Origin of the sequence: Propionibacterium acidifaciens (assembly GCF_003798325.1) — a bacterium.
GTDB lineage: Bacteria > Actinomycetota > Actinomycetes > Propionibacteriales > Propionibacteriaceae > Propionibacterium > Propionibacterium acidifaciens.
In genome coordinates, this window is sequence record NZ_CP033719.1 from 934,760 (window position 1) to 952,051 (window position 17,292).

Sequence of the window (17,292 nt, forward strand, 5' to 3'; positions counted from 1 at the left end):
CACCGGCCCACATGTGGGTGTGCACATCGACGCGCATCAGATTCCGCCTTCCTTCCGGTACCCGAAGGCTGCCAGCGCCGCCGCCAGTTCCGGGAAGCCTGCGGCGTACTCGTCGGTCGGGATGTTCGCCTGCCATGCCTCGATGGCCCGCAGAATGGAACGGACTCCCGCCGCGGGGCCATCGGGATGACCCTGGACCCCGCCTCCGGGGGCGAGCACGACATCAGGGCCGAGCTCCGAAAGATAAAGCTCGACCACACCCGCATGAACCCCGCCTCCCACGACGGGCATCGTGGGCCTGAGCCCATCCATGGGCAGAGAGAGCCTGTTCACGACCTCGAGGTAACTCGAGCGCGTCATGGAGTACCCCCCGTACGGGGTGTTCACCACTGCGAGATCCGCCCCGCAGAGCCGCGGGAAGAAACCCGCGGCGAGGCCAGCGGTCATCCCGGACCGAGCGCCCTCCGACCACATTCCCGAGCCCGCGTAGTGGCCCAGCACCGGGACTCCCACCGTCCGCGAAAGTTCAGCAAGCATTCCCAGGCCGACAGAGCCGTAGGCGACCATCACCGCCCGCGCACCGGCATCCACGGCCCGACGAGCATTGTCCAGCAGTACGGTCCCCTGCGCGGTGACGTTCGGAATGTAGAGCGTCTGCCGGCCGGTCACCTCCGCGGCCCTCTCCGCAGCACGCGTGAAGGCGGTCACACGTTCGACCAGCGGCGAGAAGTCGGTGCTCCCGAGCAGTTCGTCGTCCTTGATCATGTCGGGACCACCGAGCGCCGTCTCGTAGAAGACCGCCGCCCCGGCGTCAGGACTGAGCCCGGTGCAGGGCTTGATCATGTTCAGGACGAGTGGGCGGTCGAACACGCCCGTGAGCTCGCGGATCCCAGCCGTGCCGAAGCGGGGGCCGCCGCAGGCGTCCACCAACTCCGGGGGGAGCTCGAGATCCACCAGCTTCGCCCGGATGGAGGTCGAAGCATCATTGCCCAAGAACGTCGTGATGAGTTGGGCGAGGTCAGAACCGAGATTCGCGACGGGGATCGCGATCTGGATCAGGTAAGACACCTCGTCGGGAAGCTGGTAGGTGAGATCCGCGGCCGGCACGGCGACGATGGAGGCGACCCGGCCCTCGTACAGTCGGCGCATCTCATCGGTCGCGCCCGGGACCTCCACCCACGTCCCGAGGCTCTGTCCGACGGCGAATCGCTGGGCGAGCGGCACCACGTCCACGCCGCGTGGAGCGACGAGACAGTACGTGGCGAGCACATCGTGCTCGCTCCTCGCCTGCGCAGGAAGGACGAAGCGCCCGCCCGTCCGACGAGCCGCTTCAGCAACCACCCACCCCATGTCACCCTCGCTTCCCGGTCGTCGACCACACAGCATCGGTCGTCACCCTCCAGCCAAGTCCTAACACTCTGAACTATACAACGTTCATCCGTAACGAGACAAATGCCCAGGTCAACCACAGTGTTCTGCACATCCATCCAGGCAAACAGGCACGAACCTCGCGGAAGCCCGACTCTACCCGGACGGTGACGTATCTTTTATAAGTTGACATTCCACGCATGATGGACCACACTTGTAACAAGATGCATCGTGCGTCATTCAAGCATCGACGAAGGAGTCGAGTGGAGTGGGAACGACGGAGCGAATGCCGAATGGCTGGCCGTACCCCTCGCGGTGATGTTCAGTCTTCCGTTCGGGCTGTGGCTGGGGGACTACGACCTTCCTCTCCGAGTGGCGTTCGTCGTGTGGGGCGAGTGCTTCGTTTTCGGGGGCAAGCTCGCCGGACTGCGCCAGCTCATCCCCGCGTTCACCATCGGGGCACTCGCGGCCGGCATCGTCCAGTCGTTCGCGATGGCGCTCGCCGATCCCTTCGGCACGGCGGAGCTCGTGACCGCCGGAGACCTCGCGGTCGCCGTGGCCTACTCCGCGGGCTTCGGCATCGCCGTCCACATCATGCGGTTCGTCCGTGTGCTGCGCGACGGGACGCCGGCCTGCTTCCAGGGGATCGCCATCACCCTCGCCTGCATCTTCACCGGGCAGGGGCCGGCTACGTCGGACCTCGGACAACCCCTACGCCCTTCTCTGCGGCGCCGTGATCGTGTCGGTCCTGTCATGCCTGCTGGGCTCGGCCGTCGGCTGGGTCAACGTGGCGCTGAACGGGCCGCCTGAGCAGGAGTGAGAAGGACCGCCGATGCGTGGCGTGACGGTGCTCACGCGTGTGAGGACCGTCACGCCACGCATTCGCCCATGAGCGACAATGGGTGTGCGGTGGCGTGCCGCCGCGGTCGTGAGGAGAGCGTGAATGGGCATGATGGACGAGGACGAATCGGTCGCGACGCCTCGGGACGTCCCGACGGGGGATCCCGTCGGAACGACTGATGACGGGCGTCCCGAGCAGGCCCCCTCGCTCAAGCAGGTCGACCGGCAGGATGCCATCACGGAGTTGGTGCTGTCCTCCGGCTCCGTCAAGATCAAGGACATCGTCAGCCACTTCGGCGTTTCCCGCATGACCATCCACCGGGACCTGGATGCCCTCGAGGCGCGCGGGATCCTGCGGAAGTCGCGCGGCTCCGTGACCTCCGTGTCCTCGAGCCTGTTCGAGGCATCGACCGACTATCGCATACGGCAGTCCGTCGCGGAGAAGGACGCCATTGCCCGATGCGCCCTCGAGCTCGTCGAGCCGGGGCAGGCCATCGTCCTCGACGACTCCACAACGGGTCTCCATCTCGCCAGGATGCTGCCGCAGAAGGCCCCTCTGACGGTGATCACGAACTTCGGGCGCGTGATCAAGGAGCTGAAGGGAAGGCCCAGCATCTCCCTCATCTCGACCGGGGGCGAGTACTACCAGTTGTGCGATGCCTACAAGGGGGCGGTCGCCCTCTCCGCGCTGAGTCAGATGAGTACCGACATCTACTTCATGTCCACGCCGGCGATCACCAACGGAGCGTGCTACCACCAGAACCCGGAGCTGGTCCTCGTGAAGAAGGCGATGCTGGAATGCGCCTCCACGCGCGTCCTGGTGGCGGATCACACCAAGTTCCGGCGCCGCGCGCTGCATGCGATGTGCAGTGTGGACAGTTTCGACCTCGCGATCGTGGACTCGGGAACCACCTCGGACGAGATCGGCATGCTGCTTCGGGCCGGGGTCGAGGTGCGGGTCGCGCCGGTTCGCAGCAGCCCCAAGAAGTACGACGGCGAAGGTGCAGCCGTCTAGAGCAGGAGATGACTCGTGAACGCCAGCAGCAGCCGGGCGCCGTCCTCGTGCACCGCCTCGTGCGATCGCGGTCGACGACCCCGCGTGGTCCTGCTCGGCACCGCGGGCGGAACCACCACATGGTCGCCGCGGGCCGATGGTCGTCCCGCTCGTCACGGCATCTCGACGGCCGTCGTCGTCGGCGATCGCATCTACGTCGTCGATCAGGGGGCGGGGTCGACCCGACAGCTCACCATCGCGGATCCGCTGGGGCGCGGCCGCGGTTCCGTCCTCCGCGATCTCGGAGCGCTGCTCATCACCCCCCTCCACTCGGACCACATCGTCGACCTCCCGTGTCTCCTGCACTGGGGCCGCGAACAGGGATGGCCGCCCGAACCGGTTCCGTTGATCGGGCCGGGACCGCTGCCCCTGTCCACCCGGGCATACGCGGGGCGACGAGCCGGCATCGCCACCGGGGGCGCCGTACGCCCCGGAACTGCGTCCCTCGTCAAGGGACTGGTGCATGCTTTCCGGGCGGACACGATCGACCGGGTTCTCGGCGCGGGCCGTCCGCCCCTCGAGGATCTCGTCCGAGTCCGGGAGGTTCCCGTTCCAGGCAGGGATGAGACGACCGCCGGCTCCGCACCGGTACTGGAGGACGCGAACGTCCGGGTGTCGGCGACTCTCGTCGAGCACGGCGACATGGCTCCGGCGTACGCATACCGGTTCGACTTCGACGGGGGAGCCGTCGTCATCAGTGGCGACACCGGGCCCTGCGATGCGCTGGTGGAACTCGCCGTCGGCGCGGACGTCCTCGTCCACGAAGCGATCAGCCCGCACTTCGCCGCATCGAGATTCGGTGCGCCGCCCTACGATGCGGCGCAGCAGCAGTCGCTCGACCACGTCTTCGCGAAGCACACGTCGGTGAGAGCGGTCGGGGACATCGCCGCCCGGGCCGGCGTGCCGACCCTGGTACTCACCCATCTGGTGCCCGGGGACCTGCCGGCGGATGCCTGGCGGGACGCTGTCACGGGTTTCGACGGACAAGTGATCGTCGGTGAGGATCTGGACGTGGTGCCGGTCCAGGAAGAACGTCCCCCACGTCTGAGGGTCCGACGACCTTCTGGTCGGTGATTTGGCGGAGGGTGCCGTGGAGTGATATAGGTTTTCAGACAGTGGTTAATGGTTGGTTTTAGGCTGCTGCCTTGTGTTGTTGTCTCCATTCTGTGTCGACTCGGTCGGGGTCTGGTAGTCGATCGCCGAGTGGAGACGTCTGTGATTGCATCGTGACCCGGTCCAGGCTGTCACGTCCCGGATTGCATGGTTTCGGGTCGAGTAGACCTCACGGTTCACGAGTTCTTTCTTCAAGATCGCGGTGAATGACTCAGCGACGGCATTGTCACAGCAGCTACCGGTCCGCCCGACGGACGGGAGAATCCCGCGGTCGGTCATGAATTTCGTGTATTCGGCCGACGTGCATCGAGCCCCTCGATCCGAGTGAAAGACCGTGACACCACGGATCGGTGGACAGTTCCGCACGGCCATGGCCAAGGCCTCGGTGACGAGTCCGGCGCGCATGCGACCGGCGATCGCGCGCCCGACGATCTTTTTCGAGAAACAATCCATGACGACCGCCAGGTAGGCGAATCCCTGCCAGGTTGGAATATACGTGATGTCGCCCACCCGTCTCATTCCGGGCGCGGTGGCGGTGACGTCTCGGCGCAACCGGCCGGGCCGGCCTGGAAAGTCTGGCGCCGGCACGGTCGTCTTGGCCTGTCCCCGGGGCTGACGGGCAACGGGACCTGCTGCCGCCATGATCGCGGACCATGCCGAGTGAGACCATGACGCCGCTTCGGGCCGGCCCCGCGTGGATCCGGCGGTAACCGTAGGTCTGTTCGGACTCGTCGAAGAACTTGACGATGATGGCCGTCAGGTCCTCCCTCCGCTGGGTTGTCGAGGACTCGGGTCGGTTTCGCCAGGCGTAGTAGCCGGACTTGGATACTTTCACCCACCGGCACATGGACTGGATGGGTATGGCCGTCATGAAACAAAATCGTTTCTGGTTTCGCGGGGTGGGAGGTGTTCGAAGTCGTAGTCGAATGTTCGGCTGGCGATGTATGAGGCGAACGCGCCGAAGGTTTCTTCGGGGGTCTCGTGCTGAATGTTCGCGATGTTGTTCTTGGCCGCGTTCCAGACGTGCTCGACCGGGTTGTGGTCGGGCGCGTACGGCGGCAGGAAAACAGGGGTGATGCGCTCCAGCAGCCGGCCGGGCTCGTAGAGGGCGGTCAACGCTTTCGCGTGGTGGGATCGGGCGTTGTCCAGGACGACCGCGATCTGCTCTGTCTCGGTTTCGCGTTGGAGTCGTTCCAGCGCGAGGATTGTCTGCTCGGTGTTCTGGTTGCCCTCGATCGGGTACAGTTTGACTTTTTTGCTGGTCAGCGAGAGGGCGCCGAAGAAGGACTGGGACGTCTTCTGCCGGTCCACGTACAGCTTGGTGCGCTGCCCTTTCGGGAGCCACATGCGGCGGGTCTCGGCCTCGTGCTCCAAGCGGACCTCGTCTGCCGTGTAGACCTCCCAGCCGGCGTCCAGCAGAGCTTTGACTTGGGTTTTCACCTCGGTCATGCGTCTGGTGATGGCTTTCTCGTTGCGGTGCTCGTCGAACGGGTCGGGCAGTTCGAGGCTCAGCCCGCAGAAGCGCAGGAGCAGCTGGTACGAGGAGTCCGACTGGTACTCGACATCGAACAGGATCTTCACGACGTCACGTATCGCTGGGACGTCCCAGAACTCGGCGTGGATGCCCGTCTGGGAGGGCGGCTGGGCGAGGATTTTCTTGAGTTCTTGTTTCTGGTCGCGGGTGAGTTTCGCCGCGTTCTGGTTCCCCGTATGGCCGGTCAGGACCGAGCACATCCTGGTGGCCTGCCAGTCGGCCAGCCATTCCTGCACTGTCCTCTCAGTGCGCTCAACCATCTTCGCAATGATGTCGATTCCGACTCCTTCAGAGGCGTACAGGATCGCTTCTGCTTTCATCCGAACCAGCACATGATTGTCGGAACGCTTCTTCCACCTGATCAGGACGGCGGTTTCTTCCGGGATGACCTCAACCTGCATGTTCCAATCATATCCGAAACGGCACAGGAAATCCACGAAAAATACGGTTTCGTTTCATGTCAGCCATAGTTGCCTTCTTCGCGGTGGATGCGGCGGTGTTCCGCGCTCACCCGGACTCCCGGGCGAAGAAGGCCGCCGCTTCTTCCAGGAACTCGTTTTCCATGCGGGCTTCCCGGAGCTCTGCCTTCAGACGTTTGATCTCGGCGTGCTCTTTCGCGGTCATGGCATCAGCGCTGAGGCCGGGGTGCCCCCCGCCATCCTGCGACCCAGTTCCCGACTGTCTGCGCCACAAGACCGTACGATCCGGCTACCCCGGCCATCGGCCCGGACCCCCGGACGATCCCGAGAACGACTTGTTCCTCAAACCCCGCACTATATTTCGGTGCCGACATGATCTAATTCTACCTCACGATCATTTCACCCACTGTCCGAAAAACACCAAGCACTCCAAACAAACAAACCCTCGGCGCATCCGCCCCATACGTCACCGGCCGCGCCTTCGACCACGACTTCGAACACCTCCCACCCCGCGAAACCAGAAACGATCTTGTTTCATGACGGCCATACCACCGGGCTCGGGCTGCCAGCGTCGTGCCGCTGAGGAACCGGCACGCTACCTCCCCCGGAACACGGGCTCGCGCTTCTCGAGGAATGCAGCGACACCCTCCTGCGCGTCCTGGGTGGCCAGCGCCTCGGTCGCGATCTGCCACTCGACGTGGAAGGCGTCTCGGAAGCTGAGGTTGTACGCAGCACGGACAGCCTCCTTGATCTTGCGCAGAGCAACCGGCGCGTTCTGCGCAATCCTGGCAGCGAGCCCCATCGCGCGATCGCGCACCTCTTCCGGCGGCACCACGCAGTTGACCAGGCCCAGCCGAAAGGCCTCCTGCGCGGAATAACGCCGGCCCGTGAGAAGCATCTCCATGGCGTGCGCCCATGGGATCTGCTGGGGCAGCCTCACGTGCGCACCGCCGTAGGGGACCAGGCCGAGGGTTGCCTCGGGCAGGGCGATGACGGCACGCTCGCTCATCACGCGCAGATCAGTCCCCAGTAGCACCTCCGCTCCCCCGCCGATGGCTGCGCCATTGACCGCTGCGATGATGGGCTTCCCGACCTCTGAGAAGAGCCGCTGCTCAGGGCTGTAGGCATCGTGGCGCTCCCCGACCCCCCGCTCGTGACCGAGCCGCAGGTCCCGGCCCGCGCAGAAGGCTCGGTCGCCCGCACCGGTGATCAGCAGTGCCCGTGCCGACTCGTCCCGGTCGTACTCCTCGGCGATGGCAACCAGATCATGGATCATCGCGGTCGAGAGCGCGTTGTGCACCTCGGGGCGGTTGAGCGTGACGACGACGACCGGGCCGTCCTTCTCGCACAGAATCTCCCTGCTGTTCATCCCTTCCCTCCGCTGTGCTCCGCTGCACCTCGGCCAGCCTCGGGCACGGCGACGCCCCACTCCTGGAACACCTCCGTCTGGTGCTGCCCAGGGCGGGGCGGGGCAGCGACCGGCTGCGCCATGGAGCATGAGAACCGAGGGGCAGCGGCGGGCACCGCGGCACCGGGCTGGGCGAACACGCCCCTGGCTCGCAGGTGCGAGTCCCGTCGAGCCTCGACCAGGCTGCGTACGGGAGACACGCAGGCGTCCACACCGCTGAAGAGCCTCTCCCACTCGGCCTGCGAACGTTCCCGGAACCGCCTCGCCAGACGCTCACGCAGCTCAGAGTGCATCTGCGGATCCTCGCGGTTCGGCGGAACCTCGATCTCCAAGACCCTGCACATCTCCTCGAAGAAGCGCTGCTCCAGCGCACCGACCGCCATGTGCTTTCCGTCAGCGGTCTCGTAGACCGTGTAGTACGGCAGGGAACCGTCCACGACGTTGCGGCCTCGCCCCTCCTGCCAGAACCCGGCAGCAGCAAGCCCATGGACCATCGTGCTCAGGTGACTGACGCCATCCACGATCGCGGCGTCCACCACGTCCCCGCGGCCCGTCCGGCGTGCGCGGTGGAGGGCAGCAAGTACACCGACCGCCAAGTACATCGCGCCCCCGCCGAAGTCTCCGAGCAGGTTCAGCGGCACCACGGGGCCGCCATCGGCCGGGCCGATCGCACTCAGCAGCCCAGTCAGGGCTACGTAGTTGATGTCGTGCCCCGCGGAGGCCGACAGGGGCCCGCTCTGCCCCCACCCGGTCATCCGCCCGTAGACCAGTGCAGGGTTGGCCTCATGGCACGCAGCGGGACCAACCCCAAGCCGCTCCGCGACCCCAGGGCGCCAGCCCTCGATGAGGATGTCCGCCCTGCTTGCGAGTGCGACCACCGTCTGTACGCCGGAGGAGGACTTCAAATCCACCTCCACCGACCGGCGGCCGGCGGCCAGCGGATCTGCCTCGGCGAAACCGGCGAGGGAAGTCAGCGGCGACGGCACGCCCCCCGGCCGGTCCACCCGCACCACATCCGCCCCTAGCTGGGTCAGCAGGAGCCCGCAGAAGGGCACCGGACCGATGCCCCCCAGCTCCAGGACACGCACTCCGTCCAACGGGCATGGGCCGGAAGTCTCCGGCTGCGTCTCACGGCGCATGCACATCACGCCTCACGACGACGACGGTACCGATCACCACGGCGACCACCGCGAGCAGGACCAGCAGGAGCAGCCCTCCGCCAGACACATCTCCAGCCAGTGGGTCCTCTGCCAGAGCCCACTCCCAGGGCGAGAGGCGTCGCAGATCATCCGTCCCCTCCACCAGGGGGGCCAGCGAGCGGAGCATGTAGCCGCCGACGAGGACGACGAGCGGCACGCCGAGACTGACCGCCGGCGGAGCACCACACGCTGCGAACCCATAGGTGAGGCAGGCATGGAACACGGCGAACAACAAGGTGACCAGGGTGATCGCCAACAGCCCCCTCCAAGGGACGTCCACCTCGAAGAACTGCCGGCCCACCACGACCGCGGCGAACAGCGCCAAGGAGGTCCCCAGGACCAGGAGGCACGCCGCCGTGAGGCGAGCGAGCAGAATCGTCGCCCGGGACACCGCGAAGGTGAAGAGCACCTCCAGACGCCCGTCGTACTCGTCCCGACTCACAGAGGAGGACACCGTGGCGATGCCCGCCACCGCCAAGAGCAGGGGCACCAGCATCGCGTACAGGTTGCCCATGAGATACCCGCTGGGGGTGGTCATGTCCGTCATTCCGAGGGAGGCGGCAAGGTCAGGTGGCAACCCCTCCGAGAAGCTCGACAAGGCATCGTTGTCCTTCATGGACGGCCAGACCGTCACGGTCAGCAGCCCGAGCAGGAAGATGGCGACGACCCAGACCATCAGGGTACGGCGCTGAGTCCGCAACGAGTGCCGGGTCAACCTCAGGTATGAAAGTGACATCTGCTGAACCTCCTCTAGGCCGTCTCGGCGGCCGGCATTGCGCCGGACCCCTGCGAGTAGAAGGACATGAACGCCTCACCCAGGTTTGGTTCGGGCGCCAGGATGCTGTCGACTGGCAGGCGGACCAGCTCCTGCAGCAACGGCTTGACCGGACCGCGCCAGACGATATCAATGACGTCGCTGGAGAGCAGTTCGGCCGACTGCAGCCCCGGAAGCTGCTTGATCGACTGCGGGATCACTGCCGGTGCGTTCAGCCGGACCCGCACATGACGATCGGAGCGCTGGAGCAGCTCCGACATCGGACCGCGTGCGAGGATCTGACCGGCACGGATCACCGCCACCGAGTCTGCGACGGCCTCGATCTCGGAGAGGATGTGCGAGGACAGCAGCACCGCCTGACCGCGGAACTTGCACTCGTTGACCATGGTCTGGAACTCCTCCTGCAGCAGGGGGTCCAAGCCGCTCGTCGGCTCGTCCAGAATCAGCAGGTCGGGCCGGCCCATGAAGACTCCGACGAGCCCGATCTTGCGCTTGTTGCCAGTCGAGAGGTTGCGGGTGGTGCGGCTCGGGTCCAGAGCCAGCCTCTGGCACAGCTCGTCCCGATAGGCAGGATCGACGTCAGAACGCACCCGCGCCCAGAAATCGAGCGTCTGGGCCACGGTCAGATGGCTGTCCAAGTGGAGCTCGGCCGGCAGGTACGCGACCCGCCGCCGCACCCGTGGCGTGGCAAAAGGGTCCTGACCGAGGATCCTGACGCGGCCCTCGGTCGGCCGGGTGAGGCCCATCATCATCCGGATGGTCGTGGTCTTCCCGGCTCCGTTCGGTCCGGCATAACCCAAGAACTGCCCGGGGTACACCGCCAAGTCGACACTGTCGACCGCGGTGAGGTCACCGAACCGCTTGGTCAGGGAGACGCACTCAAGAAGAGGAGTGGTCATACAGAGATCACCTCCGAGGAGACGTGGTAAATGGGCAGATCCTGCCCCTTGGCACTGGCATAGAACTCTGTTCGACCATTGACGCCGAGCTTGCCGTAGATGGTGCTGAGGTTGTTCTTGACGGTCTGCTCCGCTAGGTGCAGCTCCTGCGCGATCTCCCGGTTGCTCCACCGCCTGCACAGCAGGACGAGGATGGTGCGTTCACGCCGAGTCAGATCGGCCGGTCCGGGCTCGTTGGGAAGGGCGTTCCCCGGCGTCGGGGCATCGAACCGCCAGGCCTGATAACCCTCCAGCACCGAGGCGATGGCGCTGACCAGGCTCGAGACGCACGCCGTCCGCTGCACTATCCCGTCCACGACCCGCGAGGTAATGGCGGCGAGGATCGTGTCCGGGTCCTGGTCCTCGGCGAAGACAAGAGTCGATGTCCCCTCCCAGGACCGCTTGGCGAACCTGCACAGGTCCAAGCCGTCGAGGTTCCGCTGCAGGTGCAGATCGGTGAGCACGAGATCGAAATGCTGCTCCCCGGCGAGACGGCCGAACTCCTCCTCCGATGACGCTGAAAAGACCTGCCAAGTGGGCCACTGCTTCTCGAGCACACTCATCGCCCCGATCCGCGCTGTCGGCCGAGTATCGACCACCGCAGCAGCCACCACCGTGTCCTCCCGACGTCTCATCGAAGTCCTTCGACCGCTTCCCACGCCCTGCATGCATCGGCTCCTCGTGCTGGCCCGGTTCCGCTCACCACAGACATCCTCCCGAGGAAACGACACGACGAACAGGGGGTTTACCCCCAATCCTGAAAGGAGCAGGGCCCAAGAACGACCGCCGCCCCGCCACCGTCCACACTCCGCGCCGTGCGCTCTCCCCCTGCCCCCGTTCCCCCGTCAGCCTCGTTGCCCTCGATCAGGCTGCCCGGTCCAGACCGGACCTCGCGACGGTCCGCTGATCGTGATGCTCCATGACGCCGGGATGGACCACCACATGTCCGACCCACAGATCCCCGCCCCTCGTCGAGGCGGGCTGCCGCAGCCTCGTGCTCGACCTGCGCGGGCACGACGGCCGCCCGGGTGCGAGTCCACCGAGCCGGTGGACCTCGTCGGAGACGTCCCCCACCTCCTCGACGAGATCGGGAAGGATCGGGCGCGGTGATCGGCCACTCCCTAGAAAACTTCGTGGCACAAGAGCTGGCTCGGCGCCCCGAGAGGCTTTCGACATTTGCTAGAATGATAATGATGTCACTTTTCTGGCGCCTGTATCTTCCTCCGCTGGTGACATGCCTCATTGCGGCAGCGGTCGTCATCGTCGCGGTCTGGAATCAACCGGGCAACGTCACGCTGGGGCTGGCGCTGACGGCGCTCGGCTCACTCGTCGCGCTCACGATCTCCGCGCTGCTGGTCAGCAGCAGCCTCGACCCTCTGCGCGAGCTGCACACCGCCTTGCAGGAGAGCACCGAGCGGCCGAACATGCCCGTGCGCGTCTACCGTGACGACGAGGTGGGCCGACTGGCGTCCGAATTCAACCTGCTCGTGACCCGCATGGGCCGGCAACGGCATCACGCGGCCCTTCTCGCCCTTGAGGCTCAGGAGTCCGAGCGGCGCCGCATCGCCAGAGAGCTGCACGACGAGGTCGGTCAGAGCCTTACCCTCGCGCTCCACCAAGTGCGCTCCGCAAGCATCAACGGCTCTGCTCTGCACGCCCCCGACCCGGAGATGAGTGCGCTCAGCAGTACCCTCCGCGAGACGCTCGACACGGTGCGGACGATATCCACCCGGCTCCGTCCCGGCTCGCTAGACGACCTCGGGCTCGTCCCCGCGCTGCGCGAGCTCTGCCACCGGATCAACGAGACCACCGACCTCCAGCTCACTTGCAGCCTGCAGCGAAGCCCCAGCCCCAGACGTTGGCCGCCGAACACCGAGCTCGCGCTGTACCGGATCGCCCAAGAGGCAGTGACCAACGTCGTGCGCCATGCACACACGACACGAGCGACCATGGTTCTCTGCGAGCACGCAGACCGACTGCTGTTGAGCATCCGGGACGACGGGACCGGCCGGACCGGCACACCGGGCAGCGGACAGCAGGGCATGCAGGAACGCGCCGCCATGATACACGGTGAGCTCTCGATCGTGGCCATCCCCGACATCGGTACGAGCGTCGAAGTGCGAGTTCCTCTCCCGCCCTCATCCGGATCTGTGAGGACCGAGCCGTGACCGCCGCGAGCGGACCCGTCCGCATCGTCTTGGCCGATGATCATGCCATGCTGCGCCAAGGCGTCCGTCTGATGCTGGACAATGACCCTCGGCTGGAGGTCGTGGCTGAGTGCGAGGATGGGGCGCGGGCGGTGCAGGCGGTACAGACCCACCGGGCCGACCTGGCGCTCCTCGACGTCTCAATGCCGGGCCTGTCCGGTTTCGAGGCCAGCCGGATGATCTCCGCCGCGTCGCCCCGCACACGGGTTCTTCTCATGTCGATCAACCAGAGCGATCCCTATCTCTTCGAAGCACTCAGGGTCGGAGCCTCCGGCTTCGTGCACAAGTCGGTGAGCGGCGAAGACCTCGCCGAAGCCTGCCTCGCAGCCTTCAGGGACGAGCCGGTCCTGTTCACCGGCACGATCCGCACCCTGCTCAAGCAGCACCTCATCAACGGTGACCACGCTATCCTGACCGAGCGCGAACGCGACGTCCTCGCGCTCATCGCGGAGGGATGGTCTGGACGGCAGATCTCGGAGGAGCTCTTCCTCAGCGAGAAGACGGTGGAGCGTCATCGGAGCCGGATCCTGACCAAGCTGGGCCTCACCAACCGGGTGGAGCTGACACGCTATGCGATACGCGTCGGTCTCATCGACCCCTGACGGAGCTGCGAACCAGCCGAGCCGGGAAGCCGCCCGCGTCGATCTCCAGGGTGGTTCCCGTCATCGACGTGCTCTCCAGAGCGAAAGCGACAGCAGAAGCCACCTCCTCCTCCGGCACGAAGCCGGGAAGCGCCTGGTGGTCTGCGAGATCTTGCATGTACCGCCGATACATCGGCTCCGCGGTGAAACGGCGGGCCAAGGCCTCTCCGTCCACCACTCCGGGCGCCACCGCAAGCACCCGGATACCGAGCCGGCCCAACTCGAAGGCCCACGTGCGAGCGAGCGAGGAGATCGCCGCCTTTGTCGCCGAGTACGCCCCTTGGCCTGCCGACCCATGCCGTGAGCAGCTCGACAGGAGCACCAGAGTCGAGTCGCCCGCCTCTGCGAGCAACGGCGCGGCGCTGCGTGCGGCGTTGAAGGTGCCAGTCAGGTTGAGGTCTACCAGCTCCCGCCACGCCTCTGGATCGTGCCGCTGCCAGCCTGTCGGGGTGCGCCGCAGTAGGGGCGCCGAAAGGTTCCGACCCGCGGTCACGACGCAGGCGGACACCCCTCCCTCCTCGCGGAGCCTGTCGAAGGCAGAATCCATCTGTCCTGCGTCGGTCACGTCACCGAATCGCCACTCGACTCCCCTGCACCCGACGTCAGCCGCACGTCGCACCAAGCGTCCGCCGACCTCCTCGTCGCGTGACAGGACGACCACCTGCCAGCCCTCACGAGCGAGGCGAAGGCTGGTGGCGGCGCCGATCCCTCGGCTACCACCCACCACCACCGCGCGGCGAGCGGCGTGTCTCTCCGGCATGGCCCGGATCACATCCTCAGCAGCATGGCCCCGGAGTACCAGCCGGAACCGACAGACGGGGCCAGGACCAGGTCCCCGGCCCGGAGATGGCCACTGCGTCGAAACTCCGAAAGACTCGACGGGATCGTGGCGCTCCCGGTGTTGGCCCGGTGCTGGTAGTTGGTGAGCACCTGCTCCGGGGGAAGCCCCAGACGGCCGTGCAGGCTCTCCAGCACCTGGGCCGTCCCGGAGTGCGGGACGGCCCAGTCGATATCGGGCAGGCCAAGCCCGCAGCGCTCGAGCACCTCTGTCGCCCGGGCGATCATGGCTCCCGAGGCCACCTCGGCGACGTCCTCGCGACTGGTGATCCACTGGCCCTTGCCACGAACCGTGACCACACCAGCGAGCTCTCCCTCCGAGCGCAGAGCGACGTCCAGCACGGTGCTCCCCTCTGCCGCGCCGGACTCGAGCACCACCGCGCCCGCACCGTCGCCGCAGACGAGCTCACCGCGGCTGCCGGGACGCACCCTCTGACTGAACCGGTCTGCAGCCACCAGGAGCACCACCGAGCTGGGGTTGCTCCGGAGGTGCTCTCCTGCCAGTCGCAGGCCGAGCAGGAAACCCAGACAGGCTGCGTTGAGATCGAAGGCCAGGGCCCGCGAGGACCCGAGCCGCGCGGCGACTGCCGGCGCTCGGGCCGGCAACGGGATCGGGTTCGTCCAGGAGGAGAGGATCAGCAGGTCGACCTCGTTCGGCTGACGACCCGCATCCTGCAACGCTTGCCGCCCAGCAGCCAGGGCCAGTTCCTCCACTCCCTCGCCCGGTGCGCACACGTGCCGTGAGTTCGGGACCGCGTGACCGACCACTGCCTGTTCCGGATGTCCGGGACGCAGCGCCGGAAATCCATCGAGCGCCCTTCGATCCTCGGGGAAGTAGTGCCCGTACCCGGTGATCACCAGCGGGTCCGACCCGGTCGGCCGTCCTGGCTCAGGCATGCCCGTCACGCCACACCCCCGCTGCCGTCGCTCCGGAGTAGCTGAGCACCATCCCCGCCCAGCTGAACCCGCGACCTACGCTGCAGGTCAAGACGCTGTCCCCCGGGCGGATGACGCCCCCGTGGACGGCCTCCGAGAGGCACCCCGGAACTCCGACGCTGGAGGTGTTCCCGCGTCGACTGAGGTTGGTCACCACCCGCTCCTGAGCGATGCCCAAGCGCTCGACCACCTCGTCGATCAGGTTGATATTCGCCTGGTGCGGGACGAACCAGGCGATGTCTTGCACCTGCGTCCCCGCCTCGGCGGCGGCGGCCCGCGCCGCATCCACCAGGCAGTCGGGGGCGAAGGCGCTGACATCTTTGCCTCGCATTATCACCGCACCGGTCGGATCGATGTCGAAGGCTCCGAAGTGCCGACCGTCAGACCCGATGACGCCGGCGCGGAGGTCGTTGCAGGCACCCGATGACGCTCGTGTCCAGACCGCAGCTGCCGCACCACCGCCGAAGAGCACGCTGTTGCGGTAGTGAAGGTTGAGGATCGGACGGGGGCTCTCCGCACAGGCCACGACGGCCGTCTGGGCATCGCTGGCCCCCAGGAGGGCCTGGACCACCAGGCTGGCGTGCAGGAAGCCTGCACACGCGAGGGCCGACACGTCGAAACAGGCCGCCTTCGTCATGCCCAGCTGTGCCTGGAGCGGCAGGCTGAGGTCGGCGTAAGAGTTCTCGCGCGTCGTCGGGTTGGTCGACGGGCGAGCCGTCGCCGTGGTCCCGATGAGCAGGTCCACCTCGGAAGCCTCTGTTCCGGCATCGGCAAGCGCCATACGGACCGCTCGCGCCGCCAGGTCCATGTGGCGCTCGTCATCTCCGGCCCAGTGCCGTGCGGAGACCCCCGTGTGCTCGACGATCCAACGATCATCGATACCGAGCCCCTCCTGTTCCTCGAAGAAGCGATTCGTCACCGGCTCTCCCGGGAAGTAGTGCCCGATCCCTGCCAGCCTCACGGGGACGTTCGAGCCCATTCTCATGATCCACTCCTCGGCTCGCTCGTCCTCGATCTCGTTCCTGCCTGCAAGGCGCGCAGGGCCTCCAGCTCCGCGCGCGAGGGCTGGGCCTCCTGCTCCAGATCCGGTCCTGGTCGCGTGGGCCAGGCGGTGGTCCTTCGCAGCGCCTCGGATGCTGCCGCCTCCCGGGTCGGGACCTGCGCCCCGCACCAGCTCGCCAACCTCAGGTCGCCCTCGGGAGACCGCCGGAAGCGCCCCAGCTCCGTCACCAGCCCGGTGACACGCTCCCCAGGACAGGTGACGAAACCCACCTCCGCCACCAGCCGCTCGCGACCGCCGCGCGCCACCACCAAGGTGTCGGTGCTGGTCACGATGTCGTTGGCGCCCCCGGAGCCGACGAGGAACTCGCCCGTCGCGCGTCGGCTCGCGTTGAGCCGCCCCTGCGGGTCGATCTCCGCGGCCGACAGCACGGCGAGGACACCCTTCCCGCCCGAGACCAGCCCACCCAGGACTTCCAGCGTCCCGGCCCAGACCCTGCTGCGTTCGACGTGGTGCTGGCTGAAGAGAAAGCCATCCCCTTCCGCAGGGCGGTAGTCCACCATGCCCAGCTCGGTGAGGAGCGTGATCTCGACCCCCTCGGCCCGCAGCTGCTCGGCCGCCAGCCAGCAGGCGAGCTGGGCCGTCCCGATGCCCGTGAGGATGGAGCGGTAGCCACGAGAACGGACCAACTCGACGATCTCTCGTGCCGCCACCACCACCGTGAGCTCGCGCAGGCTGTACGAGAAGCCTTTCGCCGTGACTTGGCCATCACCGGCCTCTCCAGTCCCGTCCTCGTTCAGGAGGAGCTCGCGAGCCCGCTCCTCGCCCAAGGCGACCAAGTAGGCCTCCTGGTCTTGAGGTCTCTCCACCCACCGGTGATACCAGGCCTGACGGGTCTCCTCTGTGCCACACGCATCAGCCAGGTCCACCAGGAACTCGGAGTCGTCGAGGTAACCAGCGAGACCCACCTCAGGAAAAGCCGGTAGCCCCTGCGGGTGCGCGCCCATCGGGCAGACGGCTATC

The 17,292-nt window shown here is 66.7% G+C and carries 17 protein-coding genes; 5 read left to right on the top strand and 12 right to left on the bottom strand.

Going from position 1 to position 17,292, the window contains the following annotated elements; all coding sequences use genetic code 11:
- Positions 1–36: 36 nt before the first annotated feature.
- A complete protein-coding gene (locus EGX94_RS03995) occupies positions 37–1,269 on the bottom strand; it encodes a RuBisCO large subunit C-terminal-like domain-containing protein (RefSeq protein ID WP_211223479.1) in 1,233 nt (410 codons plus the stop codon).
- A 417-nt stretch (positions 1,270–1,686) separates the two neighbouring features.
- On the opposite strand from EGX94_RS03995, the gene EGX94_RS04000 reads away from it, so the two are divergent.
- The 3 genes from EGX94_RS04000 (at position 1,687) to EGX94_RS04010 (ending at position 4,336) form a co-directional block, all read left to right on the top strand.
- Positions 1,687–2,178, top strand: coding sequence for a DUF1097 family protein (locus EGX94_RS04000; protein WP_123825921.1), 492 nt, complete (start codon positions 1,687–1,689; stop codon positions 2,176–2,178).
- A gap of 133 nt (positions 2,179–2,311) precedes the next feature.
- Positions 2,312–3,223 (top strand): DeoR/GlpR family DNA-binding transcription regulator, encoded by a 912-nt coding sequence (locus EGX94_RS04005; protein ID WP_021797846.1) that lies wholly within the window; start codon positions 2,312–2,314, stop codon positions 3,221–3,223.
- Positions 3,224–3,238: 15 nt separating this feature from the next.
- Positions 3,239–4,336, top strand: a complete 1,098-nt coding sequence (locus EGX94_RS04010) for an MBL fold metallo-hydrolase (protein ID WP_081707415.1) — start codon at positions 3,239–3,241, stop codon at positions 4,334–4,336.
- A gap of 45 nt (positions 4,337–4,381) precedes the next feature.
- Here EGX94_RS04010 and EGX94_RS04015 read toward each other — a convergent pair whose 3' ends face one another.
- The 7 genes from EGX94_RS04015 to EGX94_RS04045 form a co-directional block, all read right to left on the bottom strand.
- Complete coding sequence (locus tag EGX94_RS04015; RefSeq protein WP_021797861.1) at positions 4,382–5,017, bottom strand: IS3 family transposase; 636 nt, start codon at positions 5,015–5,017, stop codon at positions 4,382–4,384.
- Between the two features lie 225 nt (positions 5,018–5,242).
- Positions 5,243–6,310: an IS630 family transposase gene (locus EGX94_RS04020; RefSeq protein WP_081707414.1), complete on the bottom strand. Its 1,068-nt coding sequence runs from the start codon at positions 6,308–6,310 to the stop codon at positions 5,243–5,245.
- Between the two features lie 613 nt (positions 6,311–6,923).
- On the bottom strand, positions 6,924–7,697 hold the full coding sequence (locus EGX94_RS04025; RefSeq protein ID WP_021797865.1) for an enoyl-CoA hydratase/isomerase family protein: 774 nt from the start codon (positions 7,695–7,697) through the stop codon (positions 6,924–6,926).
- Positions 7,694–8,824 carry a CaiB/BaiF CoA transferase family protein gene (locus tag EGX94_RS04030; protein ID WP_043121983.1) on the bottom strand — a complete coding sequence of 377 codons (1,131 nt, stop codon included), beginning with the start codon at positions 8,822–8,824 and terminating at the stop codon, positions 7,694–7,696. Before EGX94_RS04030 ends, EGX94_RS04025 begins: the two co-directional genes overlap by 4 nt.
- A gap of 40 nt (positions 8,825–8,864) precedes the next feature.
- Positions 8,865–9,611 carry an ABC transporter permease gene (locus EGX94_RS04035; protein ID WP_192962691.1) on the bottom strand — a complete coding sequence of 249 codons (747 nt, stop codon included), beginning with the start codon at positions 9,609–9,611 and terminating at the stop codon, positions 8,865–8,867.
- A gap of 74 nt (positions 9,612–9,685) precedes the next feature.
- Complete coding sequence (locus tag EGX94_RS04040; protein WP_021797840.1) at positions 9,686–10,609, bottom strand: ABC transporter ATP-binding protein; 924 nt, start codon at positions 10,607–10,609, stop codon at positions 9,686–9,688.
- Positions 10,606–11,259, bottom strand: a complete 654-nt coding sequence (locus tag EGX94_RS04045) for a response regulator transcription factor (protein WP_162142597.1) — start codon at positions 11,257–11,259, stop codon at positions 10,606–10,608. Before EGX94_RS04045 ends, EGX94_RS04040 begins: the two co-directional genes overlap by 4 nt.
- Positions 11,260–11,838: 579 nt before the next feature.
- Here EGX94_RS04045 and EGX94_RS04050 point away from each other — a divergent pair.
- Complete coding sequence (locus tag EGX94_RS04050) at positions 11,839–12,816, top strand: sensor histidine kinase (protein ID WP_051383811.1); 978 nt, start codon at positions 11,839–11,841, stop codon at positions 12,814–12,816.
- Complete coding sequence (locus tag EGX94_RS04055; protein ID WP_021797855.1) at positions 12,813–13,457, top strand: response regulator transcription factor; 645 nt, start codon at positions 12,813–12,815, stop codon at positions 13,455–13,457. Before EGX94_RS04050 ends, EGX94_RS04055 begins: the two co-directional genes overlap by 4 nt.
- Here EGX94_RS04055 and EGX94_RS04060 read toward each other — a convergent pair.
- The 4 genes from EGX94_RS04060 to EGX94_RS13675 are packed head-to-tail and all read right to left on the bottom strand — an operon-like array spanning position 13,444 to position 17,138.
- Positions 13,444–14,256 (bottom strand): SDR family NAD(P)-dependent oxidoreductase, encoded by an 813-nt coding sequence (locus tag EGX94_RS04060; protein ID WP_123825925.1) that lies wholly within the window; start codon positions 14,254–14,256, stop codon positions 13,444–13,446. The genes EGX94_RS04055 and EGX94_RS04060 overlap by 14 nt on opposite strands.
- Positions 14,257–14,264: 8 nt before the next feature.
- Entirely contained in the window at positions 14,265–15,191 is a 927-nt protein-coding gene (locus tag EGX94_RS04065) for a 3-oxoacyl-[acyl-carrier-protein] synthase III C-terminal domain-containing protein (protein ID WP_192962692.1), read from the bottom strand.
- Positions 15,192–15,222: 31 nt separating this feature from the next.
- Positions 15,223–16,254 (bottom strand): ketoacyl-ACP synthase III, encoded by a 1,032-nt coding sequence (locus tag EGX94_RS04070; RefSeq protein ID WP_021797851.1) that lies wholly within the window; start codon positions 16,252–16,254, stop codon positions 15,223–15,225.
- Positions 16,251–17,138 carry a hypothetical protein gene (locus EGX94_RS13675; RefSeq protein ID WP_226906118.1) on the bottom strand — a complete coding sequence of 296 codons (888 nt, stop codon included), beginning with the start codon at positions 17,136–17,138 and terminating at the stop codon, positions 16,251–16,253. Before EGX94_RS13675 ends, EGX94_RS04070 begins: the two co-directional genes overlap by 4 nt.
- Between the last annotated feature and the right edge of the window lie 154 nt (positions 17,139–17,292).